Annotated in this window: 1 protein-coding gene; it reads right to left on the bottom strand. The window is 71.3% G+C overall.

All coding sequences use genetic code 11. The features are described 5' to 3' along the window. Window positions 1-102: 102 nt before the first annotated feature. The gene (locus ACWF82_RS18805; protein ID WP_452502735.1) at window positions 103-22,569 is read right to left on the bottom strand and encodes a non-ribosomal peptide synthase/polyketide synthase; all 22,467 of its coding nucleotides are present in this window, start codon (window positions 22,567-22,569) and stop codon (window positions 103-105) included. Window positions 22,570-23,078 lie beyond the last annotated feature (509 nt).

Raw genomic sequence — 23,078 nt, 5'->3', positions numbered from 1 at the left:
CTGTACTGACATGGGGTTCTCAACCTCTCGAAACGAGTGCTGGCGACGTGCGCGGATGCCTGGGGCGAGCAGGCAGCAGGCTCGACGGCCGGCTCCGCGATTCTATGCGCCCGGCACCCCCGCCCGCGCATCGGGCCTCGCGGCGCCGATGCGGTCGTGCGCCGGTGCGGGCGCGTCGAGCACGGTGGCGATCCGGGCCAGCGCGGCCTCGCCCGCCATCGCCCAGTGCGTCGCGTCGATGCCGTAGCGGTGCACGTCGCCGCCGATCGCCGTCGCCCAGCTCGCCGCGCCGCGCGCGCCGGTCGGGTCGTCGACGGTGGCGGCGAAGTAGACGAGATCGCCGTCGAACCGGTCGGGCCGGTAGGTGTCGACCATGCTCATCGAGGCGGTGGCGGCGTCGATGATGCGGGCGATGCGGGTCCGGTCGAGCGCGGCCAGCGGGCCGCCGAGCTCCGCCGCGGCGGCGGCGAGCCCGTCGGCGTCGAAGTCCGCGTCGAGCGAGTCGCCGGCGAGGCCGCCGAGCAGATCGCCGACGGTCGGCATCGGGGTCTGCTCCGGTTCGTCGCCGAGCCAGCTGTCCATCATCGCCAGCTGCGCCACGTCCGCGCCCTCGGCCTGCAACCGGGTCGCGACGGCATGGGCGAGCAGACCGCCCAGCGACCAGCCGAGCAGGTGGTACGGCCCCTCGGGCTGCACTTCGCGAATGGCCGTGACGTAGCGCTGTGTCCAGGCGTCGATGGTGGCCGGCAGCGGTTCGTCCGCGGTGAGGGCGGGCGACTGCAGACCGTAGATCGGGCGCCGCGGGTCGAGGTGGCGGGTGAGGCCGGCGAACGACCAGGACACACCACCAACGGGATGGATGCAGAACAGCGGTGCGCCGGTGCCGCTCTCGCGCAGCGGCAGCAGCACCGCGAACGCGTCGTCGGCCGAATCATCTTGGGCGCGCAACCGTTCCACCACCACGGACGGTGTCGGGTCGGCGAAGAACCACGCGACCGGCACCGCGATGCCCAGTGCCGCACCGAGCCGCGCGGACAACTGGACCGCGGTCAGCGAGTTGCCGCCGAGGTCGAAGAAGTTGTCGTCCATGCCGATCCGGTCCAACCCGAGCACCCGGGCGAATTCGCCGGCGACGGCCCGTTCGGTCTCGGTGACCGGACCGCGGTAGGCGGCCTGGCGCAGTTCCGGACGCGGCAGGGCGGCACGGTCGAGCTTGCCGGAGGTGTTGACCGGGAACTCGTCGAGCACGACCACCACGGCAGGCACCAGGTACGCGGGCAGTTCCGCGGCCAGCGCGGCACGCGTCGCGGCCGGATCATCGTGCGCTCCGGCCGAATCCGCGACAACGTACCCGACAAGCCGATCACCGCCCGCACCCGACACCACCGCGGCCGCGGCCTGGCCGACACCGGGCTGCCGCAGCAGCGCGGCTTCCACCTCACCGAGTTCGATGCGCTGACCGTTCAGCTTGACCTGAAGGTCACCGCGCCCGACGTAATCGAGCGTGGCGGAGCCATTCTCGCCCGCACGCAGCCGGACGAGGTCCCCGGTCCGGTACATCCGGGTACCGGATCCGGCGAACGGATCGGGCACGAACCGCTCGGCGGTGAGCTCGGGTGCGCCGACATAGCCGTGCGCGAGTTGCGCACCGCCGACATACAGTTCGCCGGTCACCCCCGGCGGCACCGGCCGCAGGCGCGCGTCGAGCACATAGAGCCCGGTGTTCCACACGGGAGCACCGATCGGCACCGACACCGCGTCGGCATCACGCACCACATGGGTGCTCACCTGCACAGCGGTCTCGGTCGGCCCGTACAGGTTGATCACCTCGGCGCCGGTCAGCTCCCGCGCCCGCTGCGCCAAGAAGGCAGGCAGAGCCTCGCCACCGGCGAACACACGCCGCAATCCGGTGGGCGCCACAAGTTGCCCCATCCTGGTAGCCGCTGGTTCGGCGGCATCGGCCGACTGCCACTCGGCCTGGGCGACCGTGGGCTCGGCGACATAGGCAGCGAGCAGCGTCGGTGCGAACTGCACTGTGTCGATGCCGTGTTCGGCGATCAGCGCCGCCAGGTAGACGGGGTCACCGTGGCCACCGGGGCGGGCGAGGACGGTGCGGGCGCCGACGCGCGGCGGGAGCAGCAGTTCCCAGATCGATGCGTCGAAGCTGATCGGGGTCTTGTGCAGCACGGTGTCGGCCGCGCCGAACCCGAATTCGGTTGCCATCCAGTCGAGCTGGTTGACGATGGCGCGGTGCGGCACCCCGACGCCCTTGGGCATACCGGTGGATCCGGAGGTGAAGATCACGTACGCGGTGTGTTCGGGCAGCAGCGGCTGCACCCGTTCGGCGTCGGAGAGCGGTCCGGCCGGATACGCGGTGAGGTCGACGGTGTCGGCAACGACGACGTCGACTCCGTCCAGCGGGGTACCGATGACCGGCAGGTCCGCGCGGTCGCCGGACGTGGTGACCACGCACACCGGTTGCGCGATCCGCAGGATGCGGCTGATCCGCTCGGCCGGATGATCGGGGTCGATCGGCACGTAGATGCCACCGGCGGCCAGCACGGCGTGCACCGCGACCAGCAACTCCGGCGACCGGCGCGCGGCGACGGCCACCGCCGTGTCCGGCCCGACGCCCTGATCGACGAGGTGCCGGGCGAGCCGGTTCACCCGCGCCGCGAACTCGGCGTAGGTGAGCGAAGTGTCACCGTCGGTGAGCGCGACCGCCGCCGGTGTCGCGACAGCCTGCCGGTCGAACGCGACGGGCAATACCTCCGTGGAGACCGGATGCGCGGTGTCACACCAGGTTTCGAGCAGCCGACGGTCATCATCGGTCAGCAGGTCGACATCGCCGATCGCACCGGCCGGGTCGGCGGTGACGGCATCGAGCACCCGCACATACCCGTCGGCGATCCGCGCCGCGGTGGCCGCGTCGAACAGGTCGGTGGCATAGGTGAGGCTCACCGCGCAGCCGCCGTCGGCCGTGTCGGCGAGCACCAGGTCCAGGTCGAACTTGGCGACGGTGGTGTCGGTGTCGAGCCCGGTCACGATGAGATCGGGCAGGCTGACCTCGGTCGGCACCGCGTCCAGGTTCTGGAAGGCGAGCATCACCTGGAACAGCGGGCTGTGTGCCGTCGAGCGGACCGGATCGAGCACGTCGACGAGCCGTTCGAACGGCACGTCCGCGTTCTCGAACGCGTCGAGGTCGACGCGCCGGGCCTGCCGCAGCAGGTCGGCGAAGGACGCGCCCGGGTCGACGGCGATGCGCAGCACCAGGGTGTTGACGAACATGCCGACCAGGTCGTCCAGCGCCGCCTCACCGCGACCAGCGACGGGGGTGCCGATGGCGATATCGCCGCTACCGCTGAGCCGGGCCAGCAGCGCGGCCAGCGCCGCGTGGGCGACCATGAACGCACTGGCATCCGCGCGCCGGGCCAGCAACCACACCCGCTGCCAGATCTCCTGCGGCACCATGGTTTCCACGCTCGCGCCGCGCTGCGAGGCGACCGCGGGCCGCGGCCTGTCGGCGGGCAACTCGAGCAGTCCGGGCAGCCCGGCCAGCTCGTCGCGCCAGAACCGCACCTGCCGGGCGGCGACCGACTCGGCATCGTCCTCGCTGCCGAGCACCGCGCGCTGCCACAGCGTGTAGTCGGCGTACTGGACTTCCAGTGGCGCCCACCCGGGTTCGGCTCCCGCACGCCGGGCCAGGTAGGCGGCGGTCGTATCACGCAGCAGCGGGCCCGCGGAGAATCCGTCGGCGCTGATGTGGTGGATCACCACGACCAGCACCACCTCGTCGGGCGCCGAGCGCAACACCCGCACCCGCACTGGCGGTGCGACGGTGACGTCGAAGCCACGGCCGATCTCGGCGGCCACCATGGCGGGCACCGCGATCGGGTCGACGGTCTCGACGACCGGGGTCGGCACGAACTGCCACACCGTCTGACAGCCGATGCCGTCGATCGCCGGGTACGCGGTGCGCAGGACCTCGTGCCGGTCGAGCACATCGGTGACGGCGGCGGCCAGCGCGGCGGCGTCCACATCGCCGCGCAGGCGCACCGCGATCGGGATGTTGTAGGCCGCCGACGCCGGATCGAGCCGGTTGAGCAGCCACATCCGCTGCTGTGCGACCGACAGTGGAATCCGTTGCGGCCGTGAACCTGCCGTCAGGGCGACGCCTGCGCCGCGGCCCATCCGCGCGGCGAGCGCGGCCGCCAGGTCGACGACGGTGGTCGCCTCGAACAGGGTACGCACGGGCACCCGGGTCGACAGTGCCGCGCCGAGGCGGGCTGCCACGCGGGTCGCGATGAGTGAGTTGCCGCCGAGCTCGAAGAAGTCGTCGTCCAGACCGACCTGCGCGCGCCCGAGCACCTCACCGAAGACCTCGGCGACCGCCCGCTGGGCCGGGGTGACCGGCGCACGGAACGGCCTTGCCACGAATTCCGGTGCGGGCAGCGCCTTGCGATCGAGCTTGCCGGAGGTGTTGAGCGGGAACGCGTCGAGCACGACGACCACCGACGGCACCATGTAGGACGGCAGCACCGCGCCCACGGCCGAACGCAGCTGTGCCGGATCGAGTTCGGCGCCGGGCACCGGCACCGCGTACCCGACGAGCCGGTCACCGGTCGGACTCGCCGACACCACCGCCGCGGCCTGGCTGACCATCGGCAGCGCGCCCAGCGCGGTCTCGATCTCACCGAGTTCGATGCGCTGGCCGCGGAACTTCACCTGGAAGTCGCTGCGCGCCAAATAGATCAGGACACCGTCGCGGGTCCAGCGCACGAGGTCGCCGGTGCGGTACATGCGCTCGCCCGCCGGGCCGAACGGGTCGGCGACGAACCGGTCGGCCGACAGGTCGGGGCGACCGAGGTAACCGCGAGCCAGCTGCTCGCCCGCCAGATACAGCTCACCGGCGACACCCGGCGCGACCGGCCGCAGCCGCTCGTCGAGCACATAGACCCTGGTGTTCCACTCTGGCACACCGATCGGCACGGTCTGCCCGGTCGCTCCGTCGGCGGGCCAGGCGGTGACCGACACGGCGGCCTCGGTGGGTCCGTACAGGTTGTGCACCGCCGCAGCCGATTTCGCGCTCAGCGCGGCCACGGTGTCCGGGGTGAGCGCCTCACCGATCGCGAAGACCTGACGCAGACTCGTCAGCTGGCCGGTCTCGGCGTGCGCGGCGAACATCGCCAGCATGGACGGCACGAAGTCGGCGATGGTGATCCGCTGCGCGGCAACGAGTTCGGCCAGGTACAGCGGGTCGCGGTGCCCGTCGGGGGTGGCGAGCACCAGCGTCGCACCTGCCGCCAGTGGCGCGAAGAAGCCCCACACCGACAGGTCGAAACCGGCGGCGGACTTCTGCAGGTACGCATCGCCTGCACCGATCCGGTACTGCTCGATCAGCCACGCGATCTGATTGCGGATACCCGCGTGGCTCATCGCCACGCCCTTGGGCCTGCCGGTCGAGCCGGAGGTGAACAGGACGTAGGCGAGGTTCGAATCCCGCAGGGGGGCACGGCGTTCGGCGTCAGCCACAGGGTGATCCGAGTAGGCGGCTGTATTGATGGTGTCGAGCACGACAATCCTGGGCGACAGCGAACCAGCGGATGCAGGACGATCACCCGTCGAGCTGTGGCCTGCCCCGGATCGCGCGACCTCGTCCGCAAGCGGCGATCCCGCACCCGCGGCCGCCACCATGGCGATCGGCGCATCGAAGTCGTCCCTGGCGGTCGTGAGAACCAGGTGCGGTCGTGCGGTGTCGAGCACCTGGGCGATGCGGTCGGCCGGATGATCCGGGTCGACAGGGACGTACGCGCCGCCCGCGGTGAGTACCGCGTACATGGCGACGACGAGATCGATGGATCGCCGGATGGCGAGCGCGACCAGCACATCGGGGCCGACGCCGTCGGCGATCAGGTACCGGGCGAGGCGGTTGATCTGGGCGTCGAGCTCGGCGTAGGTCAGCTCGGCGCCCTCGTACACGAGTGCGGTCGCCTCGGGGTTCGAACGCACCTGCGCGCGGAACGGGGTGAGCAGCGTTGCGGTGCGGTCGATCTCGTGTGCGGTGGCGTTCCACTCGAAAAGGATGCGGGTCCGTTCGGCGGGTTCGAGCACATCCACGGTGTCCAGCGGCGTGTGCGGTGCCGCGGCGACGGCGGTGAGCAGTCGCTCCAGCCTGCTCGCGATCGTCACCGCGGTCTCGGTATCGAACACGTCGTCGGCGTAGGTGAGCACGCCCGTGACACCCGCGGCGGCACCGTCGGTGTACTCGTCGCTGACGATCAGGTGCAGATCGAACTGGGACAGCTCGTTGCCGGTGTCCAGTCCGGACACGGTGATCCCGGGCAGTGCCAGTTCGGCGCGCTCGAAGTTCTGGAAGGAGAAGCCGACCTGGAACAGCGGGTGCCTGGCGGTGGAGCGGGCTGGGTCCAGCACCTCCACGAGCCGCTCGAACGGCACGTCGGCATTGGCGTAGACCGCGAGGTCGGTGCCGCGCTGACGGGCCAGCAACTGCGCGAAGGTCTCCCCCGCGACCAGCCGGGTACGGAACACCAGCGTGTTGACGAACATGCCGATCAGGTCTTCCAGCGCCGCCTCACCGCGACCGGCGACCGGGGTGCCGACGGTGATGTCGGCGCTGCCCGAGAGCCGTCCGAGCAAGGCCGCGAACGCGGTGTGCACGACCATGAACAGCGTGGCGCCGGACTCCCTGGCCAGCTCGCTCAGCCGGGCATGGGTGGCGGCGTCGAGCGTGACCGGCACCGTGCCACCGGCGAGGGTGCGCACGGCCGGACGCGGCCGGTCCAGCGGCAGGGCGAGTTCGTCCGGAAGGTCGGCGAGTTCGACGCGCCAGAAGTCGAGCTGACGGGCGGCCGCCGAGGTGGGGTCGGCTTCGTCGCCGAGCACGGCCCGCTGCCACAGCGCGTAGTCGGCGTACTGCACCGGCAGCGGCGTCCACTGCGGCGCGGCGCCGTCGCGGCGGGCCAGGTAGGCGGTCATCAGGTCACGCACCAGCGGCGGCACGGACGAACCGTCGGCACTGATGTGGTGCACGACCATGGCCAGGACGGCTTCGTCGTCGGTGATCCGGTACAGCACGACCTGCCACGGCACCCCGGCGGTGACGTCGAACGTGGTGGCGGCCAGTGCTGTCACGGCCTCCACGGTCTGCTCGGCCGAGATCTCGCGAACCTGAAGGGCGACACCGGCTTCGACAGCGGACAGGATCTGCTGCACCGGGCCGTCGGCGGTCTCCGGGTAGAACGTCCGCAGCACTTCGTGCCGGTCGACGAGATCGCCGACAGCCGCGGCAAGGGCCTCGACATCGAGCGAGCCACTCAAGCGCACCGCGATCGGCACGTTGTACCCGGCCGAGTCGGGATCGAACCGGTTGAGGAACCACATGCGCTGCTGCGCGGGCGAGAGCGGGACAGCCGCGGGCCGCTCCCCTGCCACCAGCGCCAGCCTGGCCACGCCCTCGGCGCTGTCGAGCGCGGCGGCCAGCGCGGCCACCACGGGCGCCTCGAAGATCCGCGCCACCGGAACCTGCCGATCCAGCGCGGCGCCGAGCCGGGCGGCGACGCGGGTCGCGATGAGCGAGTTGCCACCGAGATCGAAGAAGTCGTCGTCGGCACCAACCAGCTCGAGTCCGAGCACCTCGGCGATCACACCGGCCACCACCTGCTCCGACGGCGTTGCCGGAGCCCGGAATTCGCGAACCGCCAGCTCCGGCGCAGGCAGTGCGCGCCGATCGAGCTTGCCGGAGGCGTTCACCGGCAGCACATCGAGGACCACGAAGGTACTGGGCACCATGTACGCCGGAAGCGCCTGCCGCAGTATGGCTTTCACCGCATCGAGGTCGAGCGGACGACCGGCTGTGCTCGCGGGGACGAGGTAGGCGGCGAGGTAGTCGCCGGTGCCGTCGTCGCGGACGGTGACAACGGCGCGGTCGACGGTGTCCAGACCGGCGAGGACGGCTTCGATCTCGCCGAGTTCGATGCGCAGTCCGCGCAGTTTCACCTGGAAGTCGGTGCGGCCCAGGTATTCCAGTTCACCGATACGGGTGCGCACGACGAGGTCGCCGGTGCGGTACATGCGTGCGCCGGGCCGGCCGTACGGGTTGGCGACGAAGCGGTCGGCGGACAGGTCGGGGCGGGCCAGGTAGCCGCGGGCCAGCTGCACGCCGGCGAGGTAGAGCTCGCCGGGCGTGCCGACCGGAACGGGCCGCAGGCGGGCGTCGAGTACGTGCAGGGCGGTGTTGGCGACGGGCGCGCCGATCGGCACGGTGACGGTGTCGGCGTCGGTGACCTCGTGGAAGGTGACGTCGACCGCGGCCTCGGTCGGCCCGTACAGGTTGTGCACGGCGACCCCGGGCACCAGTGCGCGCAACCGTTGCGCGTCGGCGGCGGGCAGTGCCTCACCGGAGGCGAACACCTGCCGCAGCGACACGCAGCCGGCGGCACGGGGTTCGGCGAGGAACGCGGCCAGCATCGACGGCACGAAGTGGGCGACACCGACTCCGGTGCGGGTGATCACCTCGGCCAGGTACGCGGGGTCGCGGTGCCCGTCGGGACGGGCGATCACCAGGGTGGCGCCGATCTGCAAGGGCCAGAACAGTTCCCACACCGACACGTCGAAGGTGATCGGCGTCTTCTGCAGCACCGTGTCGGCGGCGCCGAGCCGGTAGGCGTCCTGCATCCAGACCAGTCGGTTGACGATCGCGGTGTGACTGACCGCGACCCCCTTCGGCTTGCCCGTCGAGCCCGAGGTGAACAGCACGTAGGCCACGTCGGCGGCACGCAGTGGACGGAGCCGGTCGTCATCGGTGACCGGATCAGCGGCGAACCCGGACAGGTCGAGACCGGCGGGATCGACAGTGCGCGTATCGATGGCCGGGAAATCGTCCGCGGCCAGCACGCACACCGGCTCGGCGGTGGCGAGGACGTCGGCGATCCGGTCGGCCGGATGGTCGGGGTCCAGCGGCAGATAGGCCGCACCCGCGGCCTGCACCGCGTAGAGGGCGACCAGCAGATCGATGCCGCGGCGCAGCCCGACACCGACGATCGCGCCGGGGCCGACCCCTTCGGCGATCAGCATCCGCGCCAGCCGCGCGACCCGAACAGCGAACTCGCCGTAAATGATCCGCTCACCCTCGAATTCGAGCGCGACGGCGTCGGGTGTGCGGCGGGCCTGCGCGGCGAACATCGAGACGAGCGTCGCATCGGTGTCCAGCGGCGCCGCGGTGTCGTTCCAGGCCGCCAGCTGGGCGGTCTCGGCGGCATCGAGCAGGTCGATCTCGCCGACGGGCGTGGTGTCGTCGGCGACGACCGCCGCGAGGATGCGCACGAAGCGCTCGCCGAACGCGGTGACCGTCTCGGCGTCGAACAGATCGGTGGCGTAGCGCAGCCAGCCACGCAGACCGGGTTCGCCTGCCGCACCGGCGATCTCGTTGATCGCCAGCGACAGATCGAACTGGGTCGTCGCGGCGGGCAGGGCGAACTCGCCGATTCGCAGACCGGGCAGCTCGATGATGGTGTCGTCGCGGTGCTCGAACGCCAGCATCACCTGCACGATCGGCGAATACGCCGTCGACCGCACCGGATTCAGGTCGTCGACCAGCCGCTCGAACGGCAGATCGGCATGCGCGAACGCCCGCAGATCGGCGGCCCGCACCTCCGCGAGCAGATCGGCGAACCCGGCACCACCGTCGACCGTGGTCCGCAGCACCAGCGTGTTGACGAACATGCCGACGAGATCGTCCAGCGCGGCATCGGCTCGTCCGGCGACCGGCGTACCCACCACGATGTCGGCACCCGCTCCCTGCCGCGCCAGCAGCACGGCGAACGCCGCGTGCACCACCATGAACGTGGACACACCGTGGCGACGCGCCAGCTCGTCGATCCCGGCCACCACCCCGGCAGGCACATCGAACCCGACGGACCCGCCGGCACCCATGCGCACCGCGGGCCGCGGCCGATCGGTGGCGAGCTCCAGAGCCGGTGCGAGACCGGTCAATTCGTCCCGCCAGTGCGCCAGCTGCCGCGCCAGCCGCGACGACGGATCCGCGGCATCGCCGAGCACCGCGTGCTGCCACAGCGTGAAGTCGGGATACTGCACCGGCAACGGCTCCCACACCGGCGCACCGCCGGCACTCCGCGCGGCATACGCCGTGATCAGATCCCGAGCCAACGGCGTCGTCGACACACCATCGGCGGCAATGTGATGCACCGCGAGCACCAGCACATGCTCGACATCCGGGGTGCTCGTTCGCCGGAGCAGAGCGGCGCGCACCGGCGGCTGGGTCGTCAGGTCGTAACCCGCCCCGACGATCTCGCGGACCACGTCGGCCAGATCGGCTTCGGCGACCTCGCGGACGACCGCGACCGGCAGCACGCGGTCGACCGGGAGGACGGCCTGGGTCGGACCCTCGGCGTCTTCCGGGAAGATCGTGCGCAGCGATTCATGACGCGCGAGCACATCGCCCAGCGCCGCCCACAGCGCGTCGGTGTCCAGCTCGCCGGTCAGGCGCAGGGCGATCGGCAGGGTGTAGACGGCCGAGTCGGGGTCGATGCGGTTCAGCAGCCAGAGGCGGGTCTGTGCCAGCGACAGCGGAATACGGTCCGGGCGCGGATCGGCCACGGTCAGTGGCGGCAGGTTGTCGCCGCGGGCGGTGGCACGGTCGGCGAGACCGGCGACGGTCGGGGCGTCGAAGACGTCACGCACGTCGAGCGCGCTGCCCAGTGCCGCGTTGGCGCGAGCGACGAGCCGCATGGCGAGCAGGGAGTTGCCGCCGACGGCGAAGAAGTCGTCGTCGGCGCCGACCCGCGCCAGTCCGAGCAGCTCGCCGACCACGGCGGCGAGCGCGGTCTGCGCACCCGGGCGCGGGGCCACATAGGCGGTGGTGACGGACAGATCGGCAGCCGGTAGCGCCGAGCGGTCCAGCTTGCCCGCCGAGTTGAGCGGGACGGTGTCGAGCACCACGAGGTGGGCGGGCACCATGTACGCGGGCACCCGGCCCGCGACGTGCGCGCGCACCACGGCGGCATCGACGTCACCGGCGACATAGGCGACCAGGCACTGGCGTCCGGCGTCGTCGGTCGCGGGCACCACGGTCGCGTGGGTGACGCCGGGAGCGTCACCGAGGGCGGCCTCGATCTCCCCCAGCTCGATCCGCAGACCACGAATCTTGACCTGGAAGTCGTTGCGGCCCAAATACACCAGCGCACCGGAGCGGTCGCGGCGCACCAGGTCGCCGGTGCGATACATGCGCGTACCACCCGCCACACCATCGAACTCCCGGGCGAACGGGTCGGCGACGAAGCGGTCGGCGGTCAGGTCCGGCCTGCCGAGGTAGCCGCGGGCGAGCTGGTCACCCGCGAGGTACAGCTCACCCGCGACACCGCGCGGCACCGGGTGCAGCCGCTCGTCGAGGACGTAGGCGCGCACGTTCCAGGTCGGCCTGCCGATCGGCAGTTCGGTCTGCTCGACCGGTGCGGTGATGTGCTGGAAGGTGCTGGTGATCGTCACCTCGGTCGGGCCGTAGGTGTTGTGCAGTTCCGCGGGGACGGTGTCGAGCACGGTGGCCGCCAGCGCGGCGGGCAGTTCCTCGCCACCAAGGTGCAGCATCCGCAAACCGGCCAGGTCGTCGGCGAGCCCTTCGGCGAGCATGGCAGCCAGCACCGACGGCACGAATTCGGCGATGGTGACGCGCTGTTCGCGCACCACGCGTGCCTGGTAGGCCAGGTCGAGGTGGCCCCCGGGCCGCAGCAGAACCAGGGTGGCGCCGAGCAGCGCCGGGCACAGCAGTTCCCACAGCGAGACGTCGAAGGTCAGCGGCGCGCGCTGCAGCAGCCGGTCGGCGGCGGTCAGGTCGTATTCGCCGCGCAGCCAGCACAGTTCGTTGACCACGGCCCGGTGCGAGACCAGCACACCCTTGGGCAGGCCGGTCGAGCCGGAGGTGAACAGCACATAGGCCGGGTGGCCGGGGTGCAGCGGCGCGAGGCGTTCGGCGTCGGTGACCGGTCCGCTCGTGACGGGCGGCTGGGCCGGGCTCTCGAGCTGCGCGACGGTCAGCACCGGGAATCCGGACCGTGAGGCCGCCGCGAAATGCACTGAGGCTGTGGCGGATCGGATGCCGCTGTCGACATGGTCGAGATCACCCGCCGACGCGGCGACGACCAGTCGCGGCGCCGCGGTCTCGAGCACATACCCGATGCGGTCGGCGGGCTGGGCCGGATCGATCGGCACGTACACGCCACCGGCGGCGAGCACACCGTGCAACACGACCAGCAGGTCGATGCCGCGCGGCACGGCGACGGCCACCGGGGTCTCCGGGCCGACGCCGCAGTCGATGAGCCTGCGCGCGAAGCGATTCGCGCGGGCGGCGAGGTCGCCGTAGGTGATCTCGTCACCTTCGAAGACGGCGGCGAGGGCGTGTGGATCGCGGGCCGCCGCCACGTCGAGCAGGTGCGCGGCCAGCGGGGCGCGGATGCCGAGTTCGGCGAGGGCGAGGTCGAGCGGTTCGACGTCACCGTGTGGGCCGGCCAGCAGCGCCGCGCGCGCGGTGTCGTCGAGCAAGGGGAGGTCCCCGACAGCGGTGCCGGGTTCGGTGACCGCGGCGCGCAACACCCGCTCGAGCATCCCGAACAGGGTCGCGATGGTGTCGGCGTCGAAAAGGTCGGTGGCGTATCGCAGTTCGAGGTCGAGACCGTCCGCGGTGCCGTCGGCGGCGTAGCGGTCGACGAAGGTGAAGTCCAGATCCACCTCGATCGGCGCGTCCGGCAGGGTCAGCCCCGAGAGGGTGAGACCGGGCAGTTCGAACGCGGCGGTGCGCTGGTTCTGCAGGGCCAGCGACACCTGGTACAGCGGCGAATAGCCCTGTGAGCGAGCCGGGTTGAGCGCGTCGACGAGGCTTTCGAACGGTACGTCGGCGTGGTCGAAGGCATCGAGGTCGCCCGTGCGGATCTCGTCGAGCAATGCGCTGAACCGCGTGTCCGACGGTACGTTCGCGCGCAACACGAGGGTGTTGACGAACATGCCGACGATGTCGTCGAGTTCCCGGTGCCCGCGGCCGGCGACCGGTGTGCCGACGACGATGTCGGTGCCCGCGGACAACCGCGCCAGCAGCACGGCGAGGCCTGCGTGCAACACCATGAACGGCGTGGCGCGCTGCGCGCGAGCCAGCTTCTCGATCCGCCGGTGCAGGTCGGCGTCGAGGGCGGCGGTGAAGGTGGCGCCCCGGTTCGAGGCGACCAGCGGCCTGCGGCGATCAGCGGGCAGCGTGAGGACATCGGGGAGACCGGCGAGACGACCTGTCCAGTAGGCGAGCTGGTGCGCCAGCGGCGCGCCGGGGTCGTCGGCACTGCCGAGTCCCTCGGTCTGCCACAGCGCGTAGTCGGCGTAGTGCACGGCCAGGGCGGGTAGCTGCGGCTCGGTGCCCGCCGCGCGGGCGGCATAGGCGGCGACCAGGTCGCGAGTCAGCGGGCCCATCGACCAGCCGTCGGCGGCGATGTGGTGCACGACCAGGACCAGCACGTGCTCGGTCGGCGCGACTCGCAGCAGCGCGGCGCGCACCGGCACCTCGGTGGTGATGTCGAAGCCGCCGTCGAGGACCGCGACCACCGCGGCGGGGACGTTTTCGGGGGTGACGGCGGTGACGGCGAGGTCGGGCACGAACGGCGCGCCGACGAGTTGGGTTGCCTGCCCGTCGAATTCGGGATAGGTGGTGCGCAGCGTCTCGTGCCGGGCAATCAAGTCCCCCAGCGCACCCCGCAGCGCGGCGGTGTCGAGCTCGCCGCTGAGCCGGATCGCGACCGGGATGTGATAGGCGGCCGACTCCGGATCGAACCGGTGCAGGAACCACATCCGCTGCTGCGCGGGCGACAACGGAATCCGCTGCGGCCGTCGGCCAGCCACCGGTCCCCGCCTGCTGCCGGTGCCGCGCAGTGCGTCCAACCGCACCGCCAGCCCCTCGACGGTGCTCGCCTCGAACAGTTCCCGCACCGGCACTCGCGCGTCCAGCGCTGCCCCCAGTCGCGCGGCCACCTGGGTGGCGAGCAGCGAGTTGCCGCCGAGGGCGAAGAAGTCGTCGTCGGCACCTACCCGTTCGAGTCCGACGACTCCGGCGAATGTCGCGGCGACGATCCGCTCGGTCGCGGTGGCGGGTTCGCGGTAGTCGCGCTCCGGCAGTTCCGGGGCGGGCAGTGCCCGCCGATCGAGCTTGCCGGAACTGTTGATCGGCAGCGCATCCAGGAAGACATAGGCGCCGGGCACCATGTACGACGGCAGTACCGCCGCGACCGCGGCATCGAGGTCGGCAGGTGACAGCGTCGCCGGCACGACACGGCCTTCGGAGACAGTGGTGGGGACGACGTAGGCGACCAGTTGGTCCGGGCGGTCGTCGTCGGAGCGGACGAGGACCGCGACGCGGCCGACGCCGGGGACCGAGGTGAGAGCGGCCTCGATTTCGGCCGGCTCGATCCGGAGGCCACGCAGCTTCACCTGGAAGTCGGTGCGGCCCAGGTAGTGCAGGGCGGCGCCGTCGGGGCCCGTGCGCCAGGCGACGAGGTCGCCGGTGCGGTAGAGGCGCTCGCCGGTCCCGAACGGGTCGGCGACGAAGCGTTCGGAGGTGAGGTCGGCGCGGCCGTAATAGCCGTCGGCCAGCTGAGTACCTGCGACATACAGCTCGCCGGGCACTCCGGCGGGGACGGGGCGCAACCGCGAATCCAGCACGTACACACGGGTGTTGGCGACCGGCGAGCCGATCGGCGCCGCCGCGGTCTGCGCGGCGCCTACCTCGTGAGTGGTGACCTGGATGGCGGTTTCGGTGGGACCGTACAGGTTCACCACCCTCGCACCGGTGGCCGCGCGCACTCGCTGTGCCAGGTCGGTGGTCAGTGCTTCACCGCCGGCGAAGACCAGTCGCAGGGAATCCGGCGGCTGCACCTGTTCGGCCACCACGGCGGCCAGCACCGACGGCACATACTGGACGACGCTCACCCCGTGCCGCGCCGTGGCGGCGGCGAGGTAGGCGGGGTCGCGGTGGCCGTCGGCGGTGGCGAGGACCAGTCGCGCGCCGGCCTGCAACGGCCACAACAGTTCCCACACCGACGCGTCGAAGGTGAACGGGGTCTTTTGCAGGACGACATCGTCGCCGGTCAGCGCGTATTCGCCGTGCAGCCACAGCAGCTGGTTGACCGCAGCCCGATGCGGTACGGCTACACCCTTCGGCCTGCCGGTCGAACCGGAGGTGTACAGCACATAGGCGAGATGATCCGGCCGCAGCGGGGCGAGCCGATCGTCGTCGCTGATCGGCTGATCCGGCAACTCCGACAGGTCGAGCGCATCGATCTCGACGGCCGACTCCCCCACTGCCACACCATCTCCGGTGGCAACCAGCACGCACACCGGGGCCGTCTGTGCCAGCACGTACGCGGTCCGGTCGGCCGGATGATCCGGATCGACCGGCACATAGGCGGCACCCGCCGCGAGCACGGCATGCACCGCGACCAGCTGATCCACGCCACGCCGCAAGGCCACAGCGACAACCGATCCCGGCGCGGCGCCGAGACCGATGAGGTGCCGCGCCAGCCTGGCGACCCGACTCCCGAACTCCGCGTACGTCAGCGACGTGACCTGCCGGCCCTCCGCGACATGCCGGTCTCCCGAGACCAGATCCTCCGCCGGATCGGCGTCGACGACCACCGCGATGGCATCCGGTGTCGCGGCGACCTGGTCGGCGAACAGGGATGCGAGGGTGGCCGCGGAGTCCAGGTCGAGGTCCGTGGCGTTCCAGGCGGTCAGGATCTCGGTGGATTCGGCCGGGTCCAGCAGGTCGATGTCGCCGACCGGGCGGGCCGGGTCGGCGAGGACGCCGTCGAGCAGGCGGCGCAGGCGCTCGGCGAAACCGGCGACGGTGGTGGCGTCGAAAAGGTCGGTCGCGTAGAGGAAGGCACCGGTCAGGCCCGCGGGGGCGCCGTCGTCGTCGCGGTGTTCGGTGAGGGTGAGTTCGAGGTCGAACTTGGCGACACCGGTGGGCAGCTCGAATCCTGCCACCGCGAGACCGGACAGGGCGAGGGCGCGCGGGGTGTCCTCGTTGAGGGACAGCATCACCTGGAACAGCGGATTGCGGGCGGTGGAGCGGACCGGGTCCAGCACCTCGACGAGCCGCTCGAACGGCACGTCGGCATGGGCGAAGGCACTGAGATCGGTCTCGCGTACCTGGGCAAGCAGCGCGGTGAACGAGGCAGCGGGCGCCACCTCGGTGCGCAGCACGAGGGTGTTGACGAACATGCCGACCAGGTCGTCGAGCGCCCGATCGCCACGCCCCGACACCGGCGTACCGATCGCGATATCGGTGCTCGCCGACAGTCGCGCCAGCAGCGCGGCGAACACGGCGTGGGCCGCCATGAACACCGTGACACCCTGCGCGCGAGCGAATTCGGCCAGCGCACTGTGCGTTTCGGCATCGATGTCGATCGCGTGCAGCGCGCCCCTCCGCGACGCGACCGCGGGCCTGGTCCGATCTGTCGGCAATTCCAGCTGCTCCGGCGCACCGGCCAGCGCATCCACCCAGAACGACAGTTGCCGCGCCGCTGTCGATTCCGGATCAGCGGCATCACCGAGCACCGCGTGCTGCCACACCGCGTAGTCGGCATACTGCACACTCAACGGCGCCCACTGCGGCGCCGCCCCCGCGGCCCGCGCACTGTAGGCGGTGAGCACGTCCCGGATGAGCGGGCCGAACGAGAACCCATCAGCGGCGATGTGATGCACCACGATCACGAGCACATACTCGGGCTCGACGCCATCCGCCAGGGTGCCGACGCCAACCACCGCACCGTCGGCGCCATCAGCGTCATTCATCCCGGCGCCGACACGATCCTCCGCGAAGCGGACGGTAGGGGCTACGCCCCCCGGAGACGAATGCGTCTCTGCCGCTTCGCTGACGCGCAGCAGACTCGCCCGGATCGGGGCGTCGATGGTGAGGTCGAAGCCGGTGGCGGCGATGGTGCGGACCGCGGCGGGCAGTGCGTCCGTGGTGACGATCCGCGGGAGGACTTCGGGGACGAGCCCGACCGCGGGCAGGATCTCGGCGATCGCGTGACCGTCGCGCCCCGGGTAGCGGGTGCGCAGGACCTCGTGCCGGTCCAGCACATCGACGAGGGCGGCTTGCAGCGCGGCGATATCGAGGGCGCCGGTGAGGCGCACTGCCATCGGGATGTTGTCGGTGGCCGAACCAGGGTCGAAGCGGTTGAGGAACCACATACGCTGCTGGGCGGGCGACAGGGGCAGCGAGTCGGGTCGTGTTCCCGCGACGAGGGCGGGCCCGGAGCCGGTGCCGCGCAGCCGGTCGGCGGCCGCGGCGAGGGTGGCGACGGTGGTGGTGTCGAAGAGCTGGCGGACCGGGATGCGGGTGTCGAGGTCGGCGCCGAGGCGGGCCATCAGGCGGGTCGCCAGCAGCGAGGTGCCGCCCAGGTCGAAGAAGTCGTCGTCGCGGCCGACTCGTTCCAGGCCGAGGACCTCGGCGAAGGCGGCGGCGACGGCCTGCTCGGCCTGCGTCTCCGGTGCGCGGTAGGCGGCGGCCTCGAAGACCGGGGCGGGCAGCGCGGCGCGGTCGAGCTTGCCGACGGGGGTCAGGGGGACAGCGTCGAGGGCGACGATCGCGGCGGGCACCATGTGGGCGGGAAGGTGGGCTGCGGTGTGCGCGAGGAGTGTCGCGGCATCGACGGTCGCGCCGTCGACCGGGACCACGTACGACACCAGCACGGTCGCACCCGCGTCGGTGCGGTGGCCGATGGTCGCGGCGAAGTCCACCGCGGCGTGCCGGGCGAGGACGGCGTCGATCTCGCCGAGCTCGATCCGGAAGCCACGCACCTTCACCTGGAAGTCGTTGCGGCCCAGGTATTCCAGATCCCACGAGTCCGCGGACCGCACCCAGCGCACGGTGTCGCCGGTGCGGTACATCCGCTCCCCCGGCGCACCGTAGGGGTTGGTGACGAACCGGCCCGCGGTCAGCGCGGGCCTGCGGTGGTAGCCACGGGCGAGCTGGGGACCGGCGATATACAGCTCGCCGACCACACCGGCCGGGACGGGGCGCAACCGCTCGTCGAGCACCAGTTCGGTGGTGCCTTCCACCGGTGCGCCCAGCGTGATCGGCGTTGTCGCGGTGAGCGGTTCGCTGATATTGGTGACGATGGTCGTCTCGGTCGGGCCGTACCCGTTGCGGAAGACGAGGCCCGGAATCGCGGCGGTCCACCGCGCCACCAGCTCCGCCGGGCACGCCTCGCCACCCACGACCACGACGCGCAGATCGTCGAGACCCTCCGGGTTCACCGTCGCCAGCGCCGACGGGGTGATGATCACATGGGTCACCCGCTCGGCCCGCAGCAGCTCACCCAGCTCCGCCCCACCGAACACACCGGCCGGGGCGACGACCATCGTCGCGCCCTCGGTGACGGTCAGCAGCAGCTCGGCCACCGAAATATCGAACGACGGCGACGCGACATGCAGCACCCGGGCATCCGCCGAGGCCAGGTACCGCCCCGCCTGCACAGGCAGATACGCCGCCACCGCACCGTGCGGAATCACCACGCCCTTGGGCAGACCCGTGGTGCCGGAGGTGTAGATGACATAGGCCGGATCCAGCGGATCCGGCGCACGACTGGCGCCCGACGATTCGGTACCGATGGCGGCGGAATCAACCAGGTTGATGTCGGCTGCGGCGGGGTCGAGCACGAGCCAGTTTACGGTGGCAGGCAGGTCGACCCGCACCGCGCCGACCGTGATGCCCACTGCCGCACCGGAGTCGGACAGCATGTGGGTGATGCGGTCGGCAGGATAGTTCGGGTCGACGGGGAGGAAACCCGCGCCGGACTTGATGACGCCCCAGACGGCGATCACCGAGTCGGCCGAGCGCGGAATGCTCACGGCGACCAGGTCACCCGCGCCGATGCCGCGGCCGGTCAGGTGCGCGGCGAGGCGGGAGGACGCGGCGTCGAGTTCGCCGTAGGTAAGGGTGCGCGCGCTGTCGCGGATCGCGATCGCGGTGGAATCGGCCGCCGCGCGGGTCAGCACCTGCGGCAGCAGCGGGGACGGAACGGACGGGCCACCGCTGCGGCTGGTCAGCTCGGCGAGTTCGGCGTCGATCAGCAGCGGCAGATCCGCGACGGCGGTGTGCGGCGCGGCGGCGATCATGGTGAGCGAACCGGTGAACCGGCGCACCATCCGCGCGACCGTGGCCTCGTCGAACAGATCTGTGGCGTAGGAGAATTCGCCGGACAGACCGGTGGTGCCGGACTCACGCAATGTCACCGAGAGATCGAACTTCTCGATGTCGTAGGGCAGGTCGACGGCGGCGGCGCGCAGGCCGGGCAGCTCGAATGTGGTCGGCGGCAGGTTCAGCAGCGACAGTGCCACCTGGAACAGCGGGTGCCGACCGGCCGAACGCGGCGGCGCGAGCACCTCGACCAGACGCTCGAAGGGCAGGGTGGTGTGCTCGAAGGCCGCCAGGTCGTCGGCGCGGACCCGGCCGAGCAGGTCGGCGAAGGACTCCCCGCCGCGCACCTCGGTCCGCAGGACCGCGGTGTTGACGAACATGCCGATGACATCGTCGAGTTCGGCGGCACCGCGCCCGGCGACCGGGCTGCCGATCGCCACGTCGGCACTACCCGACAGGCGCGCGACGAGCACCGCCAGCGCGGCGTGCAGCACCATGAACAGGGTCGCACCGTGTTCGGCCGCAACAGCATTCAGCCCCGCCACCAGGCCGGCGTCCAAGGCGAACTCGACCCGGCGTCCCCGCATCGACGCGACGGCGGGACGGGGCCGATCGGTCGGCAGGCTCGACTCGTCCGGCAGCCCGGCCAGCGCACCCCGCCAGAACGCGATCTCGCGCCCGGCCCGCGAATCGGGATCGTCCTCCGCGCCGAGCACAGACCGCTGCCACAGCGTGTAATCGGCGTACTGCACCGGCAGCGGCGCCCACTCGGGCGCGATCCCCTCGGTGCGCGCGTAGTAGGCCGCCATGGTGTCGCGCACCAGCGGACCGGCGGACCAGCCGTCGGACGCGATGTGGTGCACCACCAGCACCAGCACGTGGTCACCGTCGACCTCGTACAACCGCGCCCGCAACGGCGGGGCAGCGGTCACATCGAAGCCGCGCAGGATCACCTCGGCCAGTGCATCCGGAAGTTCCTGTGCCGCAAGCCTGATGGGTGTCAGCACTTCCGACAGCGCCGACATCTCCGCTGGCAGCACATACTGCGTGCCGACCCCGTCGACCTCCGGGTACACCGTGCGCAGCACCTCGTGGCGGGCGATCAGGTCGCCGACCGCGGCGCGCAGAGCATCGAGATCGAGTGCCCCGGACAACCGGACCGCGATCGGGATGTTGTAGGCCCCGGTCTCCGGATCGAACCGGTTCAGGAACCACATCCGCTGCTGCGCGGGCGAGAGCGGCAGCACCGCGGGCCGGGGACCGGCGACCAGGGCGGGCCGATCGTCGGTGACGCCGTCGTCGACCAGTTTGGCGAGCACCGCGACAGTCGGACTGTCGAAGAAGTCCCTGACATCGACGCGCACACCGAAATTCGCCTGCAGCCGGGCGATCGCGCGGGTGGCGATGAGCGAATTGCCGCCGAGGCGGAAGAAGTCGTCGTCCAGGCCGACGGTCTCGACATCGAGCAGTTCACCGAACAGCGCGGCCACGGCACGTTCGGTGTCGGTGCGCGGTTCCCGGAACTCGGCCGCCGCGGCCCGGAAATCCGGTTCCGGCAGGGCTTTCCGATCCAGCTTGCCGCTGGCGTTGATCGGCATGGCGGGCAGCTGCACCAGCAGCGACGGCACCATGTACTCCGGCATCGACGTCTTCGCGTGCGCGGCCAGCTCGGCGGAATCCAGCTCCTCGCCGTCGACGCTCACCACATAGCCGACCAGCGCCTCACCGGCCGCGTGCCGGTGCAGCACCACCGCCGCGTTGCCGACCCGGGGATGGGCGGCCAGCACGGCCTCGATCTCCCCGAGCTCGATCCGCAGACCACGCAGTTTCACCTGGAAGTCGGTGCGGCCCAGGTATTCCAGCTCGTCGCCGCCGGGCAGCTGCCGCACCAGGTCACCGGTGCGGTACATGCGGTCACCGGGCTCGCCGAACGGGTCGGCGACGAAGCGGTCGGCGGTCAGGCCAGGCCGGGCCACATAGCCGCGAGCCAGCTGCACCCCCGAGAGATACAGCTCGCCCACCACCCCGGCGGGCACCTGGTCGAGGTTCTCGTCGAGCACCAGCAGCCCGGTATCGTCGGCGGGGCCACCGATCGGCACCGACACCTCGTCGGCGGCGGTGACCTCGTGCGCGGTGACGTCGACCGCCGCCTCGGTGGGTCCGTACAGGTTGTGCAGCGCGGTCGCCGACAGCTTGCGCAGGCGCGCCGCGGTGGCGGCGGGCAGCGCCTCACCGGAGGCGAACACCATCCGCAGCGAGGACAGATCCACCGGTGCGGCGGCCTCGGCCAGCTCGCCGGCGAACGCGGCCAGCATCGACGGCACGAAGTGGGTGACGCTCACCCGATGCTCGGCGATCAGCGCGGCCAGATAGCCGGGATCGCCGTGGCGGCCGGGCTCGGCGACCACGAGCCGCGCACCGATCTGCAAGGGCCAGAACAGTTCCCACACCGAGACATCGAAGGTGTAGGGCGTCTTCTGCAGCACCACGTCGGCGTCGGTCAGCCCGTAGCACCGCTGCCGCCAGTCCAGGTTCGCCACGATCGCGCCGTGCGTGACGGCCACGCCCTTCGGCCTGCCGGTGGAGCCCGAGGTGAAGATGACATAGGCGGTGTTGCCCGCCCGCGCACCGCCGACCACCTCGGCGGGCGACGCGGTCCAGTCGATCTCGTCGGTGCGCAGGACCGGGGCGCCGTTCAGATCCGGCTCGTCGCGGCCGCGGGTCACCACCACGACCGGCCGCGCCACCTCGAGGACGTAATGCAGCCGATCCACCGGGTGGTCCGGATCCAGCGGCACATACGCGCCGCCGGCGCGCACGATCGCGTGCACGGCGACGATCAGCTCCACGCTGCGTCGCATCGCCAGCCCGACGAGCGCTTCCGGCCCGACACCGAGCGCGACCAGCCGCCCGGCCAGCACCCGCACCCTGGCGTCGAATTCGGCATAGGTCAGCGTCTCGGTGCCGAACTGCACCGCGACACCGTCGGGCGTGCGGGCCAGCTGCTCGGCGAAGCGGTCGACGAGGGTCGGCGCCCGACCCGTCGCGGGCAACGCCACACCCAGCGCCGCCATGGCGTCGCGCGCCAGCGAATCCAGCAGCACACCGAACGTCCCGTCGGCCGCGTCGACCACACCGGGGAACAACTCGGCGAGCACGACCTGCACCAGCGTTTCCGGATCCAGTGCGCCACCGGTGAGCTCGGCCATCAGGGTGAGCTGGGCATCGAGATCGACATAGGACACCGAGGTCCCGTCGAACTCGACCGCGATCCGTGCCGGCTCCATCGCCGCGACCGTCGCCACCAGCGCTGCCAGCTGTTCTGTTCCCGCGCGCGCCGGAGTGGTGTTGGTCATCTGGACTGCCTTCCATCTACCGGCCGCAGGTGACGCCACGCGGCCGCGAAACAACTCTGGGGATTCCCCGGACCCACCGGGGTGACGGGATCGGCGCCGGGCGGCCAACCCCGGGCACCCTGCCCGAAATCCGCCCTCTCACACCGGAATTCAGTGCGATCGGCTATGACACGATCGCCGCGATCCAGTGCGCCGCCATGCAACCAGCTATGACTCGGTTATCTCCCGACCTCCATCGTCAAACCACAACACCTGACACCCGCACCAGCAGACGAGGAGAAGCGTAGGCGGTCCGACAATAAACCGGACCAGATTCCGTTAAAATCTCGACTCGGAGACCGAGTTTCCCGACGCTGAGAACGGTCCAGCAATCCGACCGCATACGTCGAGCGGACAGCGGAGCAACATATCGCTCCCGAGGCGACGTGGCAGTCGCACGCTGTGTCGGGCAACACTATGTGAAACAACGTTGCATCAACGTTGCATTGCAGTGATTCACACCACTTTTC

The organism is Nocardia sp. NPDC055053 (assembly GCF_053608285.1).
The sequence above is the reverse complement of the archived record's forward strand: the minus strand, read 5'-3'. Positions and strand labels throughout refer to the sequence as shown.

Coding starts and splice junctions, on each gene's coding strand:
- ACWF82_RS18805 (WP_452502735.1), bottom strand. CDS start 22,569: ATGACCAACACCACTCCGGCGCGCGCGGGAACAGAACAGCTGGCAGCG.